Annotated in this window: 20 protein-coding genes and 1 pseudogene; 6 read left to right on the top strand and 15 right to left on the bottom strand. The window is 60.0% G+C overall.

All coding sequences use genetic code 11. The annotated features are described in order from the left end of the window. The first annotated feature begins 368 nt into the window (after positions 1–368). Together AC0L2Z_RS27115 and AC0L2Z_RS27110 are read left to right on the top strand one after the other, a co-directional pair. Positions 369–977, top strand: coding sequence for a cysteine hydrolase family protein (locus tag AC0L2Z_RS27115; protein WP_027153947.1), 609 nt, complete (start codon positions 369–371; stop codon positions 975–977). 24 nt (positions 978–1,001) lie between these two features. Further along, entirely contained in the window at positions 1,002–1,640 is a 639-nt protein-coding gene (locus AC0L2Z_RS27110; RefSeq protein WP_473629773.1) for a DUF6766 family protein, read from the top strand. 24 nt (positions 1,641–1,664) lie between these two features. On the opposite strand, the gene AC0L2Z_RS27105 is transcribed toward AC0L2Z_RS27110, so the two are convergent. The 5 genes and pseudogenes from AC0L2Z_RS27105 to AC0L2Z_RS27085 all read right to left on the bottom strand — a co-directional run bounded on the left by AC0L2Z_RS27105 (position 1,665) and on the right by AC0L2Z_RS27085 (position 5,193). Beyond that, entirely contained in the window at positions 1,665–1,871 is a 207-nt protein-coding gene (locus AC0L2Z_RS27105) for a KTSC domain-containing protein (RefSeq protein ID WP_473629772.1), read from the bottom strand. Positions 1,872–2,045: 174 nt separating this feature from the next. Continuing rightward, complete coding sequence (locus AC0L2Z_RS27100) at positions 2,046–2,189, bottom strand: hypothetical protein (RefSeq protein WP_473629771.1); 144 nt, start codon at positions 2,187–2,189, stop codon at positions 2,046–2,048. Positions 2,190–2,311: 122 nt separating this feature from the next. Then, the gene (locus AC0L2Z_RS27095; RefSeq protein WP_473629783.1) at positions 2,312–3,457 is read right to left on the bottom strand and encodes an extracellular catalytic domain type 1 short-chain-length polyhydroxyalkanoate depolymerase; all 1,146 of its coding nucleotides are present in this window, start codon (positions 3,455–3,457) and stop codon (positions 2,312–2,314) included. A gap of 150 nt (positions 3,458–3,607) precedes the next feature. Beyond that, entirely contained in the window at positions 3,608–4,534 is a 927-nt protein-coding gene (locus AC0L2Z_RS27090) for a hypothetical protein (protein ID WP_473629770.1), read from the bottom strand. Between the two features lie 161 nt (positions 4,535–4,695). Next, positions 4,696–5,193, bottom strand: a pseudogene (locus AC0L2Z_RS27085) (YciE/YciF ferroxidase family protein). Between the two features lie 710 nt (positions 5,194–5,903). Between AC0L2Z_RS27085 and AC0L2Z_RS27080 the strand changes: the two are divergent. The 3 genes from AC0L2Z_RS27080 (at position 5,904) to AC0L2Z_RS27070 (ending at position 9,195) form a co-directional block, all read left to right on the top strand. Then, a complete protein-coding gene (locus AC0L2Z_RS27080; RefSeq protein WP_023803175.1) occupies positions 5,904–6,116 on the top strand; it encodes a hypothetical protein in 213 nt (70 codons plus the stop codon). Between the two features lie 210 nt (positions 6,117–6,326). Continuing rightward, complete coding sequence (locus AC0L2Z_RS27075) at positions 6,327–7,376, top strand: YihY/virulence factor BrkB family protein (RefSeq protein WP_473629769.1); 1,050 nt, start codon at positions 6,327–6,329, stop codon at positions 7,374–7,376. A gap of 736 nt (positions 7,377–8,112) precedes the next feature. Next, complete coding sequence (locus AC0L2Z_RS27070; RefSeq protein ID WP_128170275.1) at positions 8,113–9,195, top strand: sensor histidine kinase; 1,083 nt, start codon at positions 8,113–8,115, stop codon at positions 9,193–9,195. Positions 9,196–9,364: 169 nt separating this feature from the next. Here the strand turns inward: AC0L2Z_RS27070 and AC0L2Z_RS27065 are convergent, their stop codons facing one another. Both AC0L2Z_RS27065 and AC0L2Z_RS27060 read right to left on the bottom strand, forming a co-directional pair. Beyond that, on the bottom strand, positions 9,365–10,765 hold the full coding sequence (locus AC0L2Z_RS27065; protein WP_473629768.1) for a phospholipase D family protein: 1,401 nt from the start codon (positions 10,763–10,765) through the stop codon (positions 9,365–9,367). Between the two features lie 61 nt (positions 10,766–10,826). Further along, on the bottom strand, positions 10,827–11,213 hold the full coding sequence (locus AC0L2Z_RS27060) for an endonuclease/exonuclease/phosphatase family protein (protein WP_473629782.1): 387 nt from the start codon (positions 11,211–11,213) through the stop codon (positions 10,827–10,829). Between AC0L2Z_RS27060 and AC0L2Z_RS27055 the strand changes: the two genes are divergently transcribed. Next, positions 11,198–11,440 (top strand): hypothetical protein, encoded by a 243-nt coding sequence (locus AC0L2Z_RS27055; protein WP_287174308.1) that lies wholly within the window; start codon positions 11,198–11,200, stop codon positions 11,438–11,440. The genes AC0L2Z_RS27060 and AC0L2Z_RS27055 overlap by 16 nt on opposite strands. 179 nt (positions 11,441–11,619) lie before the next feature. On the opposite strand, the gene AC0L2Z_RS27050 is transcribed toward AC0L2Z_RS27055, so the two are convergent. The 8 genes from AC0L2Z_RS27050 to metH form a co-directional block, all read right to left on the bottom strand. Then, a complete protein-coding gene (locus AC0L2Z_RS27050) occupies positions 11,620–11,847 on the bottom strand; it encodes a hypothetical protein (RefSeq protein WP_473629767.1) in 228 nt (75 codons plus the stop codon). Between the two features lie 444 nt (positions 11,848–12,291). Further along, positions 12,292–12,519, bottom strand: coding sequence for a hypothetical protein (locus AC0L2Z_RS27045; protein WP_473629766.1), 228 nt, complete (start codon positions 12,517–12,519; stop codon positions 12,292–12,294). Then, entirely contained in the window at positions 12,516–12,824 is a 309-nt protein-coding gene (locus tag AC0L2Z_RS27040; RefSeq protein WP_128170272.1) for a hypothetical protein, read from the bottom strand. The genes AC0L2Z_RS27045 and AC0L2Z_RS27040 overlap by 4 nt, the downstream gene beginning before the upstream one ends. Before the next feature lie 58 nt (positions 12,825–12,882). Continuing rightward, positions 12,883–13,170: a DUF6074 family protein gene (locus AC0L2Z_RS27035; RefSeq protein ID WP_128170271.1), complete on the bottom strand. Its 288-nt coding sequence runs from the start codon at positions 13,168–13,170 to the stop codon at positions 12,883–12,885. A 326-nt stretch (positions 13,171–13,496) separates the two neighbouring features. After that, a complete protein-coding gene (locus tag AC0L2Z_RS27030; RefSeq protein WP_473629781.1) occupies positions 13,497–16,109 on the bottom strand; it encodes a bifunctional diguanylate cyclase/phosphodiesterase in 2,613 nt (870 codons plus the stop codon). Between the two features lie 364 nt (positions 16,110–16,473). Then, positions 16,474–17,340: a class I SAM-dependent methyltransferase gene (locus AC0L2Z_RS27025; protein WP_473629765.1), complete on the bottom strand. Its 867-nt coding sequence runs from the start codon at positions 17,338–17,340 to the stop codon at positions 16,474–16,476. A 210-nt stretch (positions 17,341–17,550) separates the two neighbouring features. Continuing rightward, positions 17,551–17,988, bottom strand: a complete 438-nt coding sequence (locus tag AC0L2Z_RS27020) for a YybH family protein (RefSeq protein WP_473629764.1) — start codon at positions 17,986–17,988, stop codon at positions 17,551–17,553. Positions 17,989–18,085: 97 nt separating this feature from the next. Continuing rightward, positions 18,086–21,895 carry a methionine synthase gene (metH, locus tag AC0L2Z_RS27015; RefSeq protein ID WP_473629763.1) on the bottom strand — a complete coding sequence of 1,270 codons (3,810 nt, stop codon included), beginning with the start codon at positions 21,893–21,895 and terminating at the stop codon, positions 18,086–18,088. Positions 21,896–22,220 lie beyond the last annotated feature (325 nt).

Below are 22,220 nucleotides of genomic sequence, written 5' to 3'. Positions count from 1 at the left end.
AATGACGAAAACGGCGGGCTCTATATCTTCGAGTATCGGCGGACGCGGCCGTCAGGTTCTTCCCTCCAGGATGCCAAGTTTAGAGGCTGCGCGGGAGGAAGCGGTTCGATGCGCTATCGATATTCTGGTCGACCTTTAGCCGGGCACGGACGATCTTTCAGGTTGGCTCGTGCGCCTGCGCGACGAGAACGGCGAACTGCTGTACGCCATCGACGTGCAGGAGGCGCAAGCGGCCCGCCTGACAAGACCATGAACCGGCAACGGCTAAAGGCGGATTGGCAGAGATGCGAGGCTACGGCGGGACCTCCCGGGCTACGCCCGCGCTCAGATAGAGACTATGCATCACCCCACCGCGGCCGCGGCTGATCATGGCCGCCCTAGGCCTGGTACACGGTCCGCTTGGTGAGAATTCCCTACATCTTTGCGTTGACATGCAGCGCCTGTTCGCGCCGGGCGGGCCTTGGGCCGTGCCGTGGGCGCAAAACGTGCTGCCGGTCATCGAGGAATTGACCGCAAGACATCCGCAGCAAACGCTGTTCACACGTTTTGTTCCGGCCGCTCGGCCTGGCGAAGGACCGGGCATGTGGGCGCGGTATTATCAGCGTTGGGCCGAGGTCACCCTTGCCAACATCGATGCCGGCCTCGTCGATCTGATGCCTTCTCTGGCGCGGTTCGTGCCGCCGGCAAGAACGCTCGACAAGCATGTCTATTCGCCGTGGACTGAAGGCCGGCTCGACGCGATGCTCAATGGGTCAGGGATCGACACGCTGGTCATCACCGGCGGCGAAACCGACGTCTGCGTGCTTGCCACGGTCCTCGGCGCCATCGACCGTGGTTTTCGTGTCGTCCTTGCGACCGATGCCATCTGCAGTTCGGTTGACCAGACGCATGAGGCACTGTTGGAGCTCTACCGCTCTCGCTTCAGCGAGCAAGTCGAGGCGGTGATGATCGAAGAGGTTCTGGAGAACTGGCGTTAGCCGGAGCTGCCGAGGGAGACGACCATGAAAAGCTTTTTCCGGGACAATGGACTGACGATCGCCCTGGTGGCGATGTTCTTGTTCAGTGCGACTGGCATGATCTGGTCGGGTCATACGGCCTACAATGAAGAGCTTCAGAACCACGGTTCGGCATCGATTGGGCTGCTCTCCTATCTTGCGAGCGGCGACTTCCTCTCGGCGCTGTTCGAGAACTGGGAAAGCGAATTCCTGCAGATGTCGGCCTATGTCATGCTGACTGCAATGCTGTTCCAGCGCGGTTCCGCCGAGTCTCGTGATCCCGATGATCCCAACCGGCCCGAGGACGAACTTCCGACCGCCACCCGCAGGCGCAACCCGATCCTGTCGTGGCTCTATTCATACTCGCTGGGCTTGGCGCTGGCCCTGCTGTTCATCATCTCATTTGCCTTGCATTGGTGGGCGAGCCTGGCGGCCGCGAACGAGGAGGCGCTTTGGCACGGCGGCGAGGTTCAATCCCTGGGAGACTATCTTCTCGACGCCCAGCTATGGTTCGAGTCCTTTCAGAACTGGCAGTCGGAATTCATGTCGACGGCCGTCCTGGTCCTGCTGTCGATTTTCCTACGCCACAAGGGCTCCCCGGAATCAAAGCCAGCCGGCGCGTCAAACTCCGAAACCGGCGCATGAGTCTCCGCGTGCAGGCAACGCTCGCTATGCTTCGGCAATGGGGCGGTGCCGGCAACGGTCGCGAAAGTGGTCGTTGAGGAACCGGCCCTTTACGAAGGCGTTTCGGAACGCCGCATAGGTCTCCGGCGGCACAGCCTCGTAGTCATAACGCGTGCCGCTCGCGACGAACCACACCGAGAGAACCCTTGTCTCCGGATCGTACTCGGTCTTGCGGATTGACGTTGATGGCATGATATCGGCGCTCTATACGAGCGCCATTGGCATGTAGCGGGCGATCACCGTGTCCTACCGGAACCGCCGTTCTAGCTCGGCGCGCCGTTTGCGCCAGTCCGGCAGATCGACATCATCCACCATCACTTCGAAGATGACGATTTCATCTGTGCTGGACTGCTCGCCATCCTGGCACTAACCTTCCGCGGGCGCCTGCAGGTAGGCTGTGACGCCGTCGAAACGGCTGGCCAGGTCTTCCTTCACACGGTCGAAATCTTCCCAGCCAAATGGGCGACCGGTGTTGTCCGCGCGGGGAAGCAGGATCTGGACGAGGTGCATGGCGACCGCTCAATGAAAAGCGGTCACCGATTCCAAAGAACGACGCGTTCCCTTGCCTGGTCGGAGCCGCTTGACCTTCGCGGGGCCGGCGAGACAGTCGGCGAGCGATTCGCGCCGTCCGCCTAGCGCATCAGGCCCGCCGCCCGCAGGGCATCTTCAATGATCTTCTTCACGCCGGGCTGGCGCGATTGATGGATGGTAGTCGGCTGCGGGGGCTTCGTCTTCGCATTTTGTATACTTGGCGCCGGTGACTGGGGTAGTTGCCGTTGGCTGGCGGGCAATTGCGGCCTCGATTTCCGGGAGGCGCTATCCTCGGTTGCCGCGATCCCCCAAAACTGCGCGATCTCGCGTGTGGAGGCGATGCCGACATCAAGCATATAAGGCCCCGGAGCGCCGAGGCCGTTGCCGAGCGGCGTGCCGTGGCCCATCCCGGCGATCATGTTGATTTCGATCAAGGCATCTCCCGCCCCGTTACGCCAGACCTGCTTTGCGTGCGGTCCGGCAGCTTCCCGACGCGTCGGCGCTTTCTCAAGCCGGTGGACTCCCCGCCACTGGCCTGCGATCGCTTCCGCGTTGGAAGGCGAAACCGTGTGGTCAGCGGCACCGTGCCAAATCGAAATCCTCGGCCACGGTCCCCGATGATCCGATGCGCCGCGGAGGGCCCGTTGCAGATCCTGTTCCGAACGACCGCCGTGGCCGCGCATGCGATCGAAGGCCTCCGGGATTGTCGTTGCGCTGCCGTAGGGCAGGCCGGCAATTAACGCACCGCCGGCAAACACTTCCGGATAGGTCGCAAGCATGGCCGCTGCCATTGCGCCTCCGGCCGAGAGGCCGGTGATGAAGATTCGCCTTCGGTCGAGACCGTGGGTGACGACCATCGTCTCGATCATCTGGCGAATCGAAAGCGCCTCGCCCGAACCACGTTTGGTGTCGCCAGGCTGGAACCAGTTGAAACAGAGGTTCGGATTGTTGCCGCGTTGCTGTTCGGGAAAGAGCAGCGCGAAGCCAGCCTCGTCGGCGAGTTGGGACCAGCCGGAATGATGGTCATAGCCGGCCGCGTTCTGGGTGCAGCCATGCAGCACGACGACGAGCGGGGTGCCCTTGGATAGGTCATTGGGAATGTAGAACTTCGCTTCCAACCCGCCAGGATTGATACCGAAGTCGGCCAGCGTCCGGAGGTGGTCTGACGCACCGAGGTCGGCGGGATGTGCGGCAAGTCGCGCCTGCAGCGCGGCAAGGCGGGCGATGGTATCAGAGATTTTTCGCAATGGAGCCGTCCCTGTTGTGACGCCCGGAATGGACGGCCATCCGTGCAACGCACGTGCAGCAATATCGTTGCTGCGTTGCACAAAAACAAGGGAACGCGGCGGGAGAATGGAGTCCGGCCGATCCTCTCGGTCGGCCTGGAGTAGACGTCTTCAGCTTCGAGTGGCTGTGAGATGGAGCGCGTCTTCTTCGTGGTCGCGCTGCTTGCCGCCTAACGCTGCCGCTGCGCTGGCGATGAACGCACCGATCATGAGAGAAAGCGCGCCAACCAGCGCGAAGCTGGCGCCGGCTTTTCTAGCTGGGTCGGCTGCTTCCTGTGCTTGGACTTTGGCCGCCTCGACCTGAGCAAGCACCGCATCAACCCGGGCAGTAGCATCCGCTTGCGACAAGCCAGTGCGAGCGGCCACGAGTTGGCCCAGATAAGTCTTGTCGTCGGCCGAGACTTCGCCGGCCGCTGCACTCGTAATGAGGATGCGGGAGGCTTGTGCGGCTGCTGTCGCATCGCCCTCCGCGCCCGGCGCCGCCAGCCTGGAAGGATCGTTCGGGCGGAACAGCGCATCGACGAAATACGACGCCGCGCCGCTGCCTCCGTCGTTCCCGGCGTTTGCGGTCGCCCCTGCCGAGGCACCCATTGCTGCTCCCGAGGCCACTGTCGAGGCCGCCTTGACGCCGGTGCCGATTGCCGCGGACAGCGCCGAACCGAGCACGAACACGACCAGAAGCGTCGCCAGCGCCCAGGCCATGAATCCGTGCGCGGTATCCCGGAAGAACGTCTCGTCCGTATGAATGCCGACCCATTTGGTGCGAAGGCGCCCGGTGAGGTAACCCCCGAGCCCGGATGACAACCATTGCACGATGACCAGCCAGATCGCAGTGGACACAGCGAAGGTGGTGACGCTGGCGCTTTCGTTGGACCATGGAGACACCATCGTGAGCCCGAGGCCGGACCCGAGAAGCATCAGGATGAACGTCAGGGTCGAGGCAGCGAAGGCGCCGGCGATGATCGGTCCCCAGTTGACTGCGGATGACGAGGACTCGACCGGCGCGGCACCGTCGGTCGCCAGGATGGTTGATGCCATGGATTCCTCCTACCGCATGAACAGCGCGAGAAGGATGATGATCGGAATAGGAACTCCGAGCAGCCAGAGTAGAATGCCACGACCCATGATTGCCTCCTATCGAAAGACGATGTTGGAAGTAAAATAGCCACCCCAACACAGTTGGGGTGGCTGGTGTGTGATCAGGCGGCCTTGGCCATTTCGTTGGCCGAGGCGTCCGCCAATCCGGTGAGCGCCTCGTCTGTCATAGACTCTTCGCCGAGCGTCTGTTCGATCAGCTTGGCGGCGTCGCTCATGCCCAAAACCTCGGCCCAGCGCTTCAGCGTGCCATAGCGGGTGATCTCGTAGTGCTCGACAGCCTGGGCAGCGGAGATCAGACCGGCGTCCAGTGCGGGAGTTCCCTTGAACTCCTCCATAATCTCCTCGCCCTCCTCGATGATGCCGTCGATCGCGGGACACGTCTTGCCCTGTGCCCGCTTGCCAAGGAGCTCGAAAACCTGCTGCAGGCGCTCGACATGACCGTCGGTTTCGTCCTTGTGCTTCTCGAAGGCTGCCTTCAGATCGGCCGATCAGGCGGCGCGCGCCATCTTGGGAAGCGCCTTCAGGATCTTCTTTTCCGCGTAATAGATATCTTTGAGCGTATCGAGGAAGAGATCATCCAATGTCTTTTCTTTCGCCATGGCGGATTTCCTTTTGGTTCCAGCGTTTTTTGTTGTCGCTCACGGGGTTGTGAAACGCATGCTCAACAAGCGCACAACGCCGGAAAGGTTCCCTTGAGACGTCTCGCTGCACGTCACTCTGACTTCGTGGGGTCAACCCCTGGTTCAATTCACTTCCCGCTCCGCCAGGCATTTCGCTATCGAGGATCGCATCCTGCTCTGATACTTGGCGTCTGTATCTGTCGAGCTTCTTGAGAATATTTTTGTCGGCGCAGCCATGAACGAGCGCGCCTGACCTTGGGGATGCTGCTCGCCAAAGTCGCCGGCGGCGAGACCAGCCCTTCCACCTAAAAGAATTCTCTGCGAGAACGATGCCTCCCGCCAATCGTGACACCGCCTGGCCTCCGATCCGGTTGCTCCCTGGCGGCCAACAATGCCCACGGCGAAATAGACGTCCGGTCGTTTTTCGAATTGGCGCGCTGGGGAAGACCAAGGAACAACGTCCAGCGGTGATGTCTGCGGGTCAACCGCGTGGTGGGCGCTCGCCGTCGCTTTCGCACAGGTAGTTGTGAATGTCGGTTGCAGCGACCGCTGCGTGCCCGAATGCGACCGCGAGCTGGTTGAAATACACAGGAGGCGAATGGGCTTCGTTTTGGATAGTGAGGGCGCATCGCCTGGCTTGATCCGGCGACGCGAGTCCGACGGCGAGGGATATCTATGAGGACGCCTGGATGATCAGACCGCCAAGACGACAGGGCGAATACGCGGATCGGGAGATCGATTGCCAAGAGGCCATGGAGCCCGGCTTTCAGGCTATCGTCGGTTGCATGCTGGAGCGGCTGGACGCCAAGAGGCACCAGCTCCCGACCGCCCACGCCCAGAATCCCCGCCGGCCGGCCGCGCCAAAGTTAAAACGCAATCAGCCGACCACCACGATTGGCTGAGATGGTAGAAAGCTGGTTATTCTGATTGGTCGCTGGAACAGCCACTGAGGTCCTGGGCAGGGCAGTATCGCTATCACATGAACTCGTCGCATGGGGTGGCGCAGTGTTTCTGCAGACGGCGGATGTTTGTTTGCGGGCGCAGGTCTGCACCTGCATCCTTTGGCGCTTTCATACGTTTGCCCGCGAAGAAGATGCTCCGGGCCGGCAGCCATGTCGAAAAAAACAACCGACGACGCTTACGAAGATCAAGTGCAGCTTGAGCGGCGGGCCGAGCGGGAGGGCCGCGGACGCGATGCCGAATGGCCCTCACAGATTCCCAGCCGGGGCTGGAAAGACGTGCTGTGGCGGGTCTTTGCTGAAGTAAACGAGGACCGTGTTATGCTGATCGCGGCCGGGGCCGCATTCTATCTGCTCCTTGCGCTCTTTCCCGCGCTTGCCGCGTTCGTGTCCATCTACGGTTTTGTCGCCGATCCTCAGACCATCGCTGAGCACATTGCGTTCCTTGGCGGCGTACTGCCTTCGGACGGTCTGGACATTATCAGATCTCAGCTTGCGTCCTTGGCCGCTCAGAAGACTGGCGCGCTCAGCTTCGGCTTCATGTTCGGCCTTGCCGTCGCACTGTGGAGCGCCAGTAACGGCATCAAGACGCTATTCGAAGCCATGAACATCGCCTACGAGGAGAGTGAAAAGCGCGGCTTTATCCATCTGAATCTTCTGGCCTTGGGCTTCACACTTGGCGCCATCCTCATCGGTATCGGCTTTATCGTCTCGGTGGGGATCGTGCCGGCCATGCTTGCGCTGCTGAACCTCGGCGGTTGGACCGAAGCCCTTGTGCGGATCTTTCGGTGGCCGATGATGCTGATCCTGGTCGGCCTCGGGATCACGCTGATCTACCGCTACGGCCCCAGCCGCGAAAGGGCAAAGTGGCAATGGGCGACATGGGGCGCCTTCCTCGCGGCTGGGGTGTGGATCGCGGTCTCGATAGGGTTTTCCTATTATCTTGAGAACTTCGCCGACTACAACGCGACGTATGGAGCCCTGGGGGCAGTCATCGGCTTGATGATGTGGACCTGGATCTCTGTGATTGTCCTGATTGTGGGGGCGGAGCTCAATGCCGAGATGGAGCACCAGACAGCCAAGGACACCACCACAGGTGCGCAGCAGCCGATGGGTGCGCGAGGTGCCACGGTCGCCGACACGCTGGGCGGATCGGCCGATGCTGCCAACCAGCAGTCGCGTTCGGGCGAGCGCAACACCTAATGCGCAGATCTCGTGAGATCTCCGCGCAACTTCGCTTGGCGCAGATCACTGACATCGGCATTGGCGACGAAGTTGCAAAGACCTTGGGCAATGACAAGTCAGATCAGCGAGCAAATGAATACCTTCAGGCGCAGTCTCCATCCTGCTCAGGTTCGGCGAATGGCAAGCGCCACATTGGCACAGAACGGCGGCACATCAAGTTTCAGCCATGTCGGAATTCGCTTGCCATTCCCCCGTTTGCCTGCCGGCCGCGGTATCCCAGGCGATGACCCGATAGGTCCCGCGAGCCAACCCGGGCAACTCCAAGGCGGCCGGAACCGGCGCAGCATACCGTTTCGCCCGATCGTGTCGCGGCGAAGCAGCCAGACCTGGATGAGCACATGCGGGGTGCGGTTTGGCCACCGCATGCCGCCACCGGCGCCGCCGCTGCCAGGTGAGCCCATTGCAAATGGCGGAAATATTCTGTCGGCAGTTCCGGCGACGTGCAGATCGTCAATTTCGATTGGCAGAGACGGGATTTTGGCACAACGCTGTTGGAAAAAAGGTCGTGGCCGTGCAAAGTGACGCAAGGTTGACTGAACTCTCAGCAAGACGGCCTGTGTTGCCCATGGCTCTGCCGCTCCGTGACGCGGGCTCGTCCTACTCCTGACATCGCGCAGCCGCTTCCAGCGTTGTCGGTGTCGAGCAAAGTGCATGACTGAGACTGAGGCTCCCACGCAAAGCACAGGCGACCAAGATGACATCAGATTCAGACAAGGCTGAGGCAGTTGAGCAATTGCTCGATACACCGGACCTTGCCACCGCGCTGGAAAGCGAGCAGTTCAAAAAATTTCTTGACCAGGTGCCGATCGCTATCGCCGTGTCGGACTTAGGCGCGAAGGAGCGCGTCGTCTATGCTAATCCAGAATTCGAAAAAGTGTCAGGCCTGAAGGCAGCCGAGCTTACCCGGCAAAACTGGGGAGCACTTTCCGGCATTGGCATCCACCAGCAGAAGGGCCGGCCTCTGCCCGAGGCCTTGGTCGAGGAAACCGATTTCGTCGGCACTTTCCGGCTGGAGCCCGTCGGGGCCAACCCGGCTCTTGTCGACGTTTATTCAAACATCATCGTGGACGATAACGGCACGAACTGCTTCCGACTGGTGGCTCTGGTCGACGTCTCATCCCATGGCGAATCTGAAGAAGCGCGCTTGGTGGAGGAGCGCGTCCGTGAGAAGGACACCCTGTTGCGCGAACTGCAGCACCGGGTGAAGAACAACTTACAGATGATCACCGCATTGATCCGTCTAGAAACCCGTAACGCGACCGAGCCCGACCAGAAAAGATTTGAGAGGCTCGCCGGCCGCGTCGACGCTCTGGCGATCCTCTACCAGACGCTATCGGCAGACGAGCAGAAGGATGAGGTCGATCTCGGCGTTTATCTTAGCCAGATCGCCTCCGCGGTGATGGGGTCGCATGCAGTTGAGGGGATCCGCCTCGACATGAAGGTGGATACCTATCCGGTATCGATCAACGTCGCCATGCCAACGGGACTGGTCGTGAACGAATTGCTCACAAATGCACTCAAGCATGCATTCCAAGGGCGTGAAGGCGGGACGATAAAGCTGCACAGCATCGCCGATGGCGACGGCTGCCTGGTGATAGTTGCGGACGACGGTATCGGCCTGCCGGAAGGGGAGACATGGCCCAAGCCCGGCAAGCTCGGCGCGCTGATCGCGCGCTCGCTGACAGAGAACGCCAAGGCAAAGTTCAACGTCGCCTCGAGCGCCAGCGAAGGGACGAAGGTCACCATCGTCTTCACGCGATCGGCGGCAGCAAGCTGACAATTGCCAGGGGGCGGATGCTGCATGCTCCCGGCCTTTCCACCGCGGCCCCGGGGCGCTGTGCTTGGCACATTCACGTCGCCGTTCTTCAGGTATGCCGTACCCGGCTCGCGGCAAGAACGCCGCGTCGATCCCGCCGTTAGCACCTATGCTATCTTAGTGGGTCTGGCTAAAGCTGAGACTCAACCGGAAGGTGGCGGACCAAGGCCGCCAGAACCCGGCGAAAAATTCCGGCCTCTGGTTCGTGTGTGTATTCTTGGAGTTTGCCTTCTTCGCATCCATGCCAGTGCAGCACATTGTTCTTTAGTTCCAGCCGATAGCTGGTTTCTAGTGATATCTCCGCTTGAAAAAAGCGCCGAAGTTCACTGACTAATTCGGCATCCTCAAAGAGCACGCCCATCTCCGAGTTCAAAGACACTGACCGGGGATCAAAATTGAAGGAACCGACGAACCCAGCCCTGTCGTCAACCGTGAACGATTTGGTGTGCAGACTGGCACCCTTGGAGCCAAACACCGAAATTCCCTGACCGCGAGTGAAGGGCTGGAGCTCGAACAGTCTTACGCCATTCCTCAGCAATCGCTTGCGATAGTTTGCATAAGCCCCATGAACCGCGGCGACGTCTGTAGCGGCCAAGGAATTGGTCAAAACGGAAACGTCAACCCCATTGCTGACGAGGTCCATCAGGACCGCGGAGCCCCTTTTGCCAGGGATGAAATAGGGAGATACAATTTCCAGATTGTTGCGCGCCGACTTTATGAGGGGAAGCAACTCCTTGGTAAGCCAGCTGCGACGTCTCCAACCTCTCACCTTCTCTGGAGGATCGGAAATCACCCGAACTCGATCCACCCAATGCACGTCGTTGCTGGCCGCGATGAACTCTGCGATGGACCCTCGGTCACCGATCCCGTTCAAAAGCATTGATTCGGTTTCGAGATCGCTTCCCGAAAACAAATCGGAATGCTCGTTCTCCGCGGCTGGACCCAGGACACTGATTGATTTCGCGTCCCCGCAAGCCCAGAATGCCTCAAATATTTCGGCGGTTTGCTGCACGGCAGGACCGAGGAGCAGCACGTCTAAGTCGCGAAAATTGGTTTCTGCTGCGTCGAAATAGGCGTCGCCAACGTTGCGCCCGCCTACGATAGCAACGTTGTCGTCAGCGATCCATGCCTTGTTGTGCATCCTCCGGGTCAACGCAAATAGTCGCAATACAATTTCCACAGCGCGCATGACGCTGCGTTGCCTGACGCCGCTCGGATTAAACAACTTCAACTCGATGTTTGGATGATTGCTCAAGGCCAGATAGGCCGCATCGTTCTTTCGCGGATTGGCGTCATCAAGGAGCATGCGAACTCGCACACCGCGCTCAGCGGCCCGGAAAACTTCCTGTAAGAGCAAGCGGCCAGTGTGGTCATCGTGCCAAAGGTAGTACATGAGATCGAGACTGCGAACGGCACTCCTTGCCGCCAGAACGCGCCCGGCGAAGGCGTCATAATTGTCCGGGACCAGCAGCAAGCCGCTCTTGCCTGCTTTGATGTTGTCGTGTGCAATCCGCGTAATGGATACTTCCATAAAATTTTCTACCCTTCAGCGATAGAAACCCGGCCTCGCTCAAAGTCGTAGCAAGAACCCTTCAAAGGTAATCTGGTTGCAAATGCAGCTGTCGAATCCCCTGGAGATTTAATCGTGCCATGATCGGTAGATGATCGGAGGCGATCCGAGATAGCGATGTATGGTGCACTTCGAGGCTGGAAATCAGACTTGGTGGTTTGGCCACGATCCGATCGAGCGCAAGCAAAGGGAATCGCGAAGGGAAACTGGACAGCACGGTGTGAATTGGACCAAAATGCGGCAGTAGCGCCAGCAACGAGGATCTGCTGTGCACCCGCCATTCGTTGAGATCGCCAAGCAAAATGGTTGGCCTTAGGACCGAACGCGTCGCCTCAAGCAGTGCGTTGGCTTGCTTGGTGCGCGACCGCCGGAGTGCCGAACCGATCGTCCTATATGCCCGAGGCGGCACGTCGACGGGCCGGATCAACCCGTGCGAACTCCGTCAGCGCTAGTGGGATCGATCTTCGTCAACCGCGATCTGGCCTCAATTACGCGCTGTTGCGCAGCCCGTATCCTGCTGCACAGCGCGATATTGATGCCGACACCGCAGTCATCATCCAGCATCTCGTTCGCACGCTCAAGGGAGCGCTCGGCCCGATTAAGCCGCTGTCGGGCTCGCGCCAGTTCCATATCTAAAAGTTCCATTATTCCGAATCCATTGCGGTCCCTTCGATTGGTAAACCGCTTGTGGTCGCCGTTGGTTCCGGCTGTTCGCGAGCGTGCAGCCCAGACGTAGATGTGGTTGGCAAAGTTCTGGAGCGAGAGTGGTGGCGCCGGTGGCCTGAAGGGCGCGACGAATGAAACGCCGGCCCAGTTCAACCCGCGCGACGTCCTTCAAAGCTGGGGGGATCGATCTTCACCAAGCGGTCTGCGGCCTCGACCGCAGTTCGTATCCTGTTGCGCAGCGCGAGGTTCTCGGCCAGCATTTCTTCAGTACGTTGAAGCGCGAGCTCGGTCCGGTGGATGCGCTGCCTGGCATTGGCAACTTCCGATGTCAAAATGTCGACCACCGTCCCGTGGCCCTGGGGTTCCAAAGTGTCCATGGATTTCTAACACATGGGGGCCGATATCGTTCCCTGATCAGTGACAAGTGCACTTCGGCCTGCTTCGCCGGCCGCTGCCGATTGCGGTGCGATCGGCAACGACGTCCTGCAGAAGAGCCGGACATTTCACATCCCCCTAATGTTGGGACAGCGCCCCTTCGCAACCGGCGAGCAGCATCGCGACTAGTTCCCAGTTAATCCGGCAGATCATCGATCGTCTGCCGACATATCCGCGCCATTGCCTGGACAACCGCCAAGGCTGCCATTGTGCGTTTGGTCCTGCCTCCGTTGCGATAGTTGCCGTTCCGCTTGCCTTCAGGTGCGCCACCGCCCCCACCGTGCATGCGACAGACTGCGCTGCCCCTCACCGCTGGCGATCGACACTGGCATCCTGTCCGCTTCGACCGAGCATGACACCGAGGCGCTAGGTTCATGAGGTTGACGTTATTTTTTTCCGTCACCCTGCCCCCCATGCGAGACGTTGCCGACAATAGCTTGGCCGCCTTCGTTCACCGTGACGTGCTTCACCGTGACGTGCTGCTGGCCGCCCGTGCGGTTCTTTAGGGCTTCCACCTGGGCCGCGAACGTCCTGGTGAGCTTGTTGAAAGCACGTTCGGCGCTGTCTTGCTGCGGGATAGTTTCGCAGTGAGCAAGGCGGCGGGCGAACGTCATGTCGCCATGTGCACCGCAGCCATCTGGGATGCCAGCATAGCTTCGATCTGATCCTGCGGTTCAATGCCTTTCACGATCGAGGCGACAAAGGCCGTGCCCTTATCGTCTGGCGTTTTGCCGTGGCTGCCGACATTCACCAGCTGGCGCAGGAGGCCATTGATGAAATCTTCGTCCGATGATCCGAAGGCTTTCTGGGCTGCCGTATGGTCGATAGTGACGGTGCTTCCGTCGATCTTTAAGAGGCGCGACGGGTTCGATTGGTGCGCGTGATCGGGCGCGGCGAGGACTTTTGTTTTTGCCGTCATGGATTAGGCCGCCAATATTTCACGAATGCAATTCGCGGCATCGGAAGGCCAATCGATTTCATGCTGCACCATTGGTTTCGGGTTGACGGTAATTCCGGATTCGGCCGAAAACCTCGTCGGCAAACGCCCGAAGTTCCTGGTCAATGACCTCGTCGGCCAGGCCAGCGGACACCATTTGCGTCCGCATGCCCGCGATGACTTGTTTCCAATATTGGTTTCCGCCCTTTCCGGTTCGATCTGACAGCACTTCGACGGTCCGACGGATCTTCCCGACGCGTCGAACGGTCGGAAAAGGCAGAACGGTGCACACCGCATCGTCGATAGCATGAGGGCTCAGCCCGCGCATCGGTATCCCTCCAAGATATGTATAGGACTTCGGACTTTTCTGCTTCGTCGGCCATGCGGACCTTGAGGATGTGTGAAGCTTGACCGTAGTTGCAAAAAGTTAAACTTCAACTGGGCGCTGCATTCAAAACCCTCGTCCGTCCCATCTCGGTATGATCAGGCTGCGTCGATAGCCGGCGCCGGGCCGATGCCGAGATAGGGGTCGCCGATCAGCTTGTCCGGGGCCAGGTCTCGTCGGGTGCATAGGCCCCCAGAACTTCGCTGCCGTGATCGGCCAACCTCCAAATCCTAAGACTCAAAGCGAAGCGCTACTCTGTGACGTGAGGCTTATACTCTACCCAACCGGAGCGGTTCATCCAAAACCCGTTTCGGGCGCAGACGCCGAGATCGAACAAATGCCTTTAGTCCGTCGGCATCCAACGCATGCCCGAAGGCATAACCCTGCAATATGTCGCAGCCCAAGCTCTTGAGTGTCTGTGCGTGCTCCATCGTCTCGACACCCTCGGCTACGACCTCGATACCCAGGGATTTGCCGATTTCAATGATCGATGAGACGACCTGCCTTCGTTGCGGCGATTTGACAATAGGAATGACCAATTGGCGATCTATCTTCAACCGGCGAGGCTGCAGCTTGAGCAAGCTGACTATAGAGGCGTAGCCCGTGCCAAAATCGTCTATTTCTATGTCAATGCCGAGCTCTTTTATCTGCTCAAGATTCCAGGTAACAAAATCATCATTTTCGTCAAGGAAAATTGACTCAACGAGCTCGAAGGCAACTGTTCCCTTCTTGATATTTAGTTCCCTAAGACTCTTTATGAGTTCCTCATCCTGAAGGCGGCGTGCCGAAACATTGACTGACACCCGCGGAATATGGAGATTCGCAGCAGACCACCCTTCGAGATCCAAAAGCGATTGCTCTAATATGTTTCGATCGATGATCGAGACGACATTCAATTCTTCCGCAATCCTTAGGAAGACGTCGGGCGCCAAAATGCCCTTCTCCGGATGCCGCCATCGCGCCAGCGCCTCAACCCCAACAATTTCAAGGGTTTTTGCGTCAAATTGCGGCTGGTAGAAGGGAATGAACTCGTTGCGCTCAAGGCCGCCGAGAATTTCGTCGGCAATCCGTTTTGTCTCGACGATCTCGCTTTGCATCGCCTCGGTGAAGAACTCGTATCGATTGCGCCCACGACTCTTTGCCCGGTAAAGCGCGATGTCAGCGTTGACCAGCAGGTGTTTGGCTTCGACATCTTTTCCGTTATCGACTGCAATTCCCACGCTCACGCCAAAACGGCATCGATGGCCCTGATAGTAGACCGGTTCCCGCATCTGGCTGATGACGCGGTCAGCGAGCAGCGCCAGTTGCTCGATATCGTCATGCACCGCGCACAGGACGATGAATTCGTCTCCTCCGATCCGAGCGACGAATCCCTCGCCATCGACCTTGGATCGGAGCACGGTCGAGGCGTGAACAAGCATTGCGTCGCCTGCGGCGTGGCCAAGCGTATCGTTAATGTGCTTGAACCGATCGAGATCTATGTGGAGCAGTGCGGCATACCCGCCGGTCCGCCTGGCGTTTGCCGCGTAGTCTTCCAGCACCCGGTCGAGGTAACGCCGGTTGGGCAAACCGGTCAGCGAATCGTGGAGCGCAATGTGCTCTATGCGCGCCTTGGCCGACTCGAGTTCTGCATTTTTCGACTCGGAAAGCTGTTTTGCGCGAACTAGGTCCTTGTTCAACAGGACATCGGCTGTCACATCCCATTCGGCGCCAATCATTTTTGGGGTGTCGTCTGCGGCCCGGTAAATTATCGCCTTGGATCGGACATGACGTATCTCGCCATCCGGCCGAATAATCCGGTATTCCGACAAATATGGCCCGCCGTCGGCCATCGCGCGGTCGAAATCGGCGTTGGCGCCAGCCAAATCATCCGGGTGGATTGCTCCCGCCCAGTCCAGGTAGCCGCGGCCCTCCCCAGCTGGTTTGCCGTATATTTCATTGACGCGGTCGTCCCACGTCAGTTCGTTGGTCGCGAGATCGTGTTCCCAAACGCCAATAGCCGACGCTTCCAGAGCGAGTTCCAGGCGTCTCGACAATCGACTCAGTTCCGCATAGTTGCGCTGTCTCTCGCCAATCAGGCGACCGGTCACCAGGAATGGGATCACAACCAACGCCCCGGCCACCGCCATGATGGCGCGCAAGAACCACGCGTGGTCGGGCGTCGAAGGCCAGCCGTTTTTGGGAATGGCTGCGATCCGCCACGAACCGGACGGGAGCAGGACGTCGGCTGTCACCGGATTGCTCTTTGCGACGCGCTCATTGCCGAAGAATTGCTCTCCGGTTGGACCGAGAGCGTCCTTACCGATCAGCGCTATGTCAATCCCGAGATCATCGTCAAGCAGGCCGCTCGCCTTATAAAGGCGCTGAACGTCTACAACGGCCGAAATGATGCCCCAGAACCTTTCGGTGTTGCCCGCACTGCGTACAAAGACCGGAATACGGCCGACGAAGCCTTGCCCTCCCTGCCTCAAGTCGACGGGACCGGCAAGAATTAGCTCGCGCTTGTCTCGCGCCCTTAGCGCGGCCAGACGCTGCCGCTCGTCCTTGCGGTAATCGAGGCCTATCGCCTTGTCGTTGCCATTCATCGGGTACATCAGAGAAATGACCAGATCGGGCGCGCCAGCAATATTCTTCAATTGCGAGCCCCTGCCAAACAGGTTGCTCGCCAGCGAGGCGAAGCGTTGTTGTCCCATATAGGGCTCAGTCACGACCGCCGCGACCAGTCCCTGCACCAGTTGAAGGTTTCCGTTGATGTTGCCTTCAAGCTTGGCGCGGATAAGATTGACCTTGGCTAGGACATCCGCTCGGGCGGCTTGATCCGAGACGACTTTGTTCTGGTGGTCCGCGAACGCTGCGCCAACGGCAATAACGATCACCGCCATTGCCGCCGGGATATTTGCCGACGAGAAAACGGCCTTCTTGATACCGCCGAACCTAGCGCGGAAAGGAGCCAATAGGCGATTCCTCAGATACTATTCAGGTTCTGGGCCAACCCGACCAAGGTATATTAGCTATCAATGTTTAATTTTGACCTTCACGGGTCCTAAAAAATTTTGCACCCTCCAACCTCCTGAGGTGGCCGGAGTGGCTGACACGGACCTGCGGCTCCGGCTGACGCCTTAAAGCGCGTCGCGGCTGAATGGATTCATGCGACGCGCTTCAAGTTTTGTTTTATGCATGTCGTTACTGCAAAACCGCCGCATACCCTCGGTTCAAGCCCGAGGGCATGCTTTTGCGCGACATGCATTAGTGGCCCTCAATCGCCTTGGCGGTAACCAGGTAGGGTATCTTGCCGACGCTACGTTTCGTCGCGCCAATGGAATAGGCCATTGGGATCTTGGGAGAGTTCTCTGGCAGGCCGTACATATCCTTGCCGGCCCTCACGGCAAATGAAAAGTGCTGCCACGAAACCGTGTCATGCTCATTGAGAAAATCCAGCGTCAGCCCAGCTGAAATCAGCGCGTTCACCACGTCGCTGACCGGATGAATCCACTCATAGTAGCGCGGATGTTTCAAGATGCGGTCGTCGCCGGTATAGGTGAGTTCCTCGTTCCATGCGAGTGGTCGAGCTATTGGCGTTCGCCAGTCATGCTTGAACTCCAGCGTCGCAGCCTTGCGGTCACACTGGAACATCAACGGATGGCCCTCGGCGAGATAGAGCCGGCCGCCGGGCCGCAGGAGATCGGCAACCACCCGCGCCCAACGGAACACGTCGTCAAGCCAGTTTACCGAACCCCAGGTAACGTAAGCGATGTCAAAGGTCCGGCCAAGCGCTTCGACTGCCTCGAACAGTGGCGCCTCCACGAAGCGGACGTCAGTGCCTGCCTTTGCAGCGAAATCCCGCGCCGCTGCGATCGCCGTCGGTGAAAAGTCGAGGCCGGTCACGCTGCCCGCGCCCAGATTCTTCAAGCTGATTGTGTCGAGCCCGATATGGCATTGCAAATGAACGATATCCTTGCCGACAATATCACCGACCTCGCGCGTTTCCAGCTCATAGAGATTGGATCCGCCAGCCAGCACATTTTCTATGTGGTAGCTGCCCGTCGTGTCGGTCGAATGCAGTTCGGCTCGATCATCCCAATTAAGGCGGTTCGCGCCCAGAAACGGTTCCAAATTGCCCCCTCAAGTCCCTGCCGAGACCAATATATATGGTAAACAGAACGTTAATATACCTTGCAGCTAAAGTGTCGCGCGTCAATCCGTGGCGGTACGGCGCACCACCGGGGCTGATCGATTGGTGAGCGAATTCGGCAAGCCTCTTCGCGAGGTCGGTCGACGGGCAGCGCCGGAAGAAATTTGTTGTCGTGCGAAACGTCCGCGCAGCTACGACTGAAACTCCGGCTGTGCCTGCATTGTCCGGAGATCGATTGGCATGGATATGTGTTCGTGCGTGATCATCCAGCGGTCGCTCATCTTCCGCAAACCCGATGTCACCCGCACCCAATAGTCGGCCTTCTCGCCGTTGGTTCTTTTGCTTCTGACGTGGCACAGACCATGGCAGAACGCCACGTCATCTCTGACTGTGACGAGCAGCTCGTGCACCTCGTAATCGATCGGACCGTCAACCGAGGCAAACCACGCCTCAAAATTCTTTCGATAGGCACCGGCGCTCTCGATCCGCAGCGGCGGCCTGATGTCGAATACGACAGTAGCCACGGCATAGTGTGCCATCAGGGCTTCTATGTCCTTGGCCCGCAATGCCTGCACCAGGTCATCCAGGCCTTTGCGGATTTCCATTTCTTCTGCAGTCGGGGTCTGCACAGGGCTCTCCTTTCATCGCATGATGAGTGGGCCAGGCCGTTGCTCTCGAAGCGATGCACCTGGTCATCGACCGCGATGTCAGGTCAAAGCTGCTGCCTTACTGCGCGGCTTCGGCGAAGGGGGTCGGCACATAGTTGAGTATAGGGCCGAGCCAGCGCTCGACCTCGGCTAGCGGCATGGCCTTGCGGCGCGCATAGTCCTCGACCTGGTCGCGCTCGACCTTGGCCACGCCGAAGTAATAGCTTTCGGGGTGCGACAGGTAGATACCCGACACGGAGGAGCCCGGCCACATCGCAAAGCTCTCGGTCAGGCTGACGCCGGCGTTGCGCTCGCCGTCGAGCAGGCGAAAAAGCGTCGCTTTCTCGGTGTGGTCGGGCTGCGCCGGATAACCGGGCGCCGGGCGAATACCGCGATAGGGTTCGCCGATCAGCTCGTCCGGCGCCAGATCCTCATCCGGCGCATAGGCCCAGAACTCCTTGCGCACCTTCTCGTGCAGGCGTTCGGCGAAGGCTTCGGCGAAACGGTCGGCCAGCGCCTTGACCATGATCGACGAGTAGTCGTCGTTGGCACGTTCGAAGCGCTCGGCGATCGCCGCTTCCTCGATGCCGGCGGTGACGATGAAGCCGCCGAGATAGTCGGCCTTGCCGCTGTCCAATGGCGCGACGAAATCCGACAGCGCGACGTTCGCCTTGCCGTCGCGCTTGGTCAGCTGCTGGCGCAGCGTGAAGAAGGTAGCCAGTTCCTGTGACCTGGCATCATCGGTGAACAGCCTGATGTCGTCGCCGACGGTATTCGCCGGCCAGAAGCCGATGACGCCCTTTGGCGCGAACCATTTTTCCGCAATGATCTTGGCCAGCATCGCCTGGGCGTCGTCGAAGAGCTGGCGTGCCGCCGGCCCTTGCGCCTCGTCGTCGAGGATTTTGGGATAGCGACCCTTCAGCTCCCAGGTCTGGAAGAACGGCGTCCAGTCGATATAGCGCGCGAGCTCGGCCAGATCCCAGGCTTCGAAGGTTTTCAGGCCGAGGAAGGCCGGTTTTGGCGGCGCGTAGGCCGACCAGTCGATCCGGTGGGCGTTGGCCCGCGCCTTGGCCAGCGGCAGGCGCTGCTTGTCGGCTTCGCTGCGCGCATGCGCATCGGCGACCTTCTTGTATTCGGCGCGAACGTTGTCGACATAACCGCCCCTGGTCTCGTTCGACAAAAGTGCCGACACCACGCCGACCGCGCGGCTGGCATCGGCGACATAGACGGTCTGGCCACTGATATAGCGCGGATGGATCTTTACTGCGGTATGCACGCGGCTGGTCGTAGCACCGCCGATCAACAGCGGAATGTCAAAACCCTCGCGCTCCATCTCGGCGGCCATGTGCGCCATCTCGTCGAGCGAGGGCGTGATCAGGCCGGACAGGCCGATGATGTCGACCTTTAGCTCGCGCGCCGTCTGCAGGATCTTTGCCGCCGGCACCATGACGCCGAGGTCGATGATCTCGTAATTGTTGCAGGCCAGAACCACGCCGACGATGTTCTTGCCGATGTCGTGGACATCGCCCTTCACCGTCGCCATCAGGATCTTGCCGGCGGTCTGGCGCTCGCCGGTGTCGACGCCTTTGGCGGCATTCGCCAGCTTCTCCGCCTCCATGTGCGGCAGCAGGCCGGCGACGGCCTGTTTCATGACGCGGGCGGATTTCACCACTTGCGGCAGGAACATCTTTCCCGCGCCGAACAGGTCGCCGACGACATTCATGCCTGCCATCAGCGGACCTTCGATGACGTGCAGCGGACGCTCGGCGGCGCGCCGCGCCTCGTCCGTGTCCTGGTCGATGAATTCGGTGATGCCGTTGACCAGTGCGTGCGAAATGCGCTGCTCGACCGGCCAGTCGCGCCAGGCGAGATCGCGTTCCTGCGCTTCCTTGCCCGCCGTGCCCCTAAAACGTTCGGCGAGTTCCAGCAGGCGTTCGGTCGCGCTGCCGCCGCCCTTCGGCTGGCGGTTGTTGACGACGTCCTCGCAGGCTTCGCGCAGTTCCGGATCGATGGTGTCATAGACGGCAAGCTGTCCGGCGTTGACGATGCCCATGTCCATGCCGGCCTGGATGGCATGGTAGAGGAACACGGCATGCATGGCCTCGCGCACCGGCTCGTTGCCGCGAAACGAGAAGGAGAGGTTCGACACGCCGCCCGATATGTGGACATGGGGAAGCGTCGCGGTGATCTGCCTGGCGGCTTCGATGAAGTCGACGCCGTAATTGTTGTGCTCATCGATGCCGGTGGCGATGGCAAAGATGTTCGGGTCGAAAACGATGTCCTCGGGCGGGAATCCGGCCTGCTCGGTCAACAGTCTGTAGGCGCGGGTGCAGATTTCGACCTTGCGCGCCTGGGTGTCGGCCTGGCCGTCCTCATCGAAGGCCATGACGACCACCGCCGCGCCATACGCGCGGACGAGCTTCGCATGGTGCAGAAAAGCCTCCTCGCCCTCCTTCATCGAGATGGAATTGACCAGCGGCTTGCCCTGCACGCATTTCAGGCCGGCTTCGATGATCTCCCATTTGGAGCTGTCGATCATCACGGGTACACGGGCGATGTCCGGCTCGGCGGCGATCAGGTTGAGATAACAGACCATTGCCTGCTTCGAATCGATCAGGCCTTCGTCCATGTTGATGTCGATGATCTGCGCGCCGTTGGCGACCTGGTCGCGGGCGATTTCGAGCGCCGCGGCATAGTCGCCCGCGGTGATCAGCTTCCTGAATTTCGCCGAGCCGGTGACATTGGTGCGCTCGCCGACATTGACGAACGGAATCTCGTCGGTCAGCGTGAACGGCTCGAGCCCCGAAAGGCGCATCTGCGGCTCGATGTCGGGAACAGCGCGCGGCGGATATTTCTTCACGGCCTGTGCGATGGCGCGGATGTGGTCGGGTGTCGAGCCGCAGCAGCCACCGACGATATTGACCAGGCCGTCGCGGGCGAAATCCTCGATCTGCGCGGCCATGAACTCCGGGCTTTCGTCATATTGGCCGAATTCGTTGGGCAGACCGGCATTCGGATAGGCGCACACAAAGGTGTCGGCGACGCCGGATATTTCGTCCAGATGCGCGCGCATGGCTTTGGCGCCCAGCGCGCAATTGAGGCCTATCGTGAACGGGTTGGCGTGGCGGACCGAATGCCAGAAAGCCGTCGGCGTCTGGCCCGACAGCGTGCGGCCCGACAGGTCGGTGATCGTGCCGGAAATCATCACCGGCAGATGCACGCCCTTCTCGATGAAGATCTCGTTGCAGGCGAAGATTGCCGCCTTGGCATTCAGCGTATCAAAAATGGTCTCGATCAGAATGATGTCGGCACCGCCGTCAATGAGACCGCGCAGCTGCTCGCCATAGGCAAGGCGCAATTCGTCGAATGTCACGGCGCGGTAGCCGGGATTGTTGACGTCGGGCGACATCGAGGCGGTGCGGTTGGTCGGCCCCAGCGCACCGGCGACGAAACGACGCTTGCCGTCCTCCTGCTCGGCCCTTGCCGCTGCCCTGCGCACCAGCCGTGCACCGTCGCGGTTCAGAGCGTAGACCGCGTCCTCCATGCCATAATCCGCTTGGGCGATGGAGGTCGAGGAGAAGGTGTTGGTTTCAAGAATGTCCGCCCCGGCGATGGCGTATTGATAGTGAATCTCCTCGATCGCCTTGGGCTGCGTCAGGATCAGCAGGTCGTTGTTGCCCTGCTGATGGCAGGCGCACTCTGCGAATTTGTCGCCACGGAAATGGTTCTCGTCGAAGCCCAGGCCCTGGATCTGCGTGCCCATGGCGCCATCGAGGATGAGGATGCGTTCGCGCGCCGCCGCCGTCAGCGCAGCAAGCACTTCCGAACCGTCGGGCTTGGCCGCGACGGGGCCGAACAGGTCGTCCAGCGACGATGGGTTTTGCGACATATTTCGTCCTCATGGCGACGGTCGCGCTTAAGCGACATAAAGACATCTTTATGTGAGTATACGGGATTTGTCTGCTGCTGTCACCCCTGCCGCCGCTGGAGGCGTGCGGGGCAATCGCTTGAGGTTGCCGCTGCCACCTGCGTTTCTTGCGTTGGTGATTGGCGAAAGCCAAAGCGACATCCGATCTCCCCCCTTGCGGGGGAGATGTCCGGCAGGACAGAGGGGGGTGGGACGGATCGCCACTTCGACTTACCCATCCCAACCTGGAACAGCCCGAGGACGTGACTGCGATTGGCTGGGCAGGTCGGCGGGACAGCACCCCCCT

Source organism: Mesorhizobium sp. WSM4850 (genome assembly GCF_055811735.1).
This window is presented reverse-complemented; position numbering and strand designations above follow the sequence as displayed.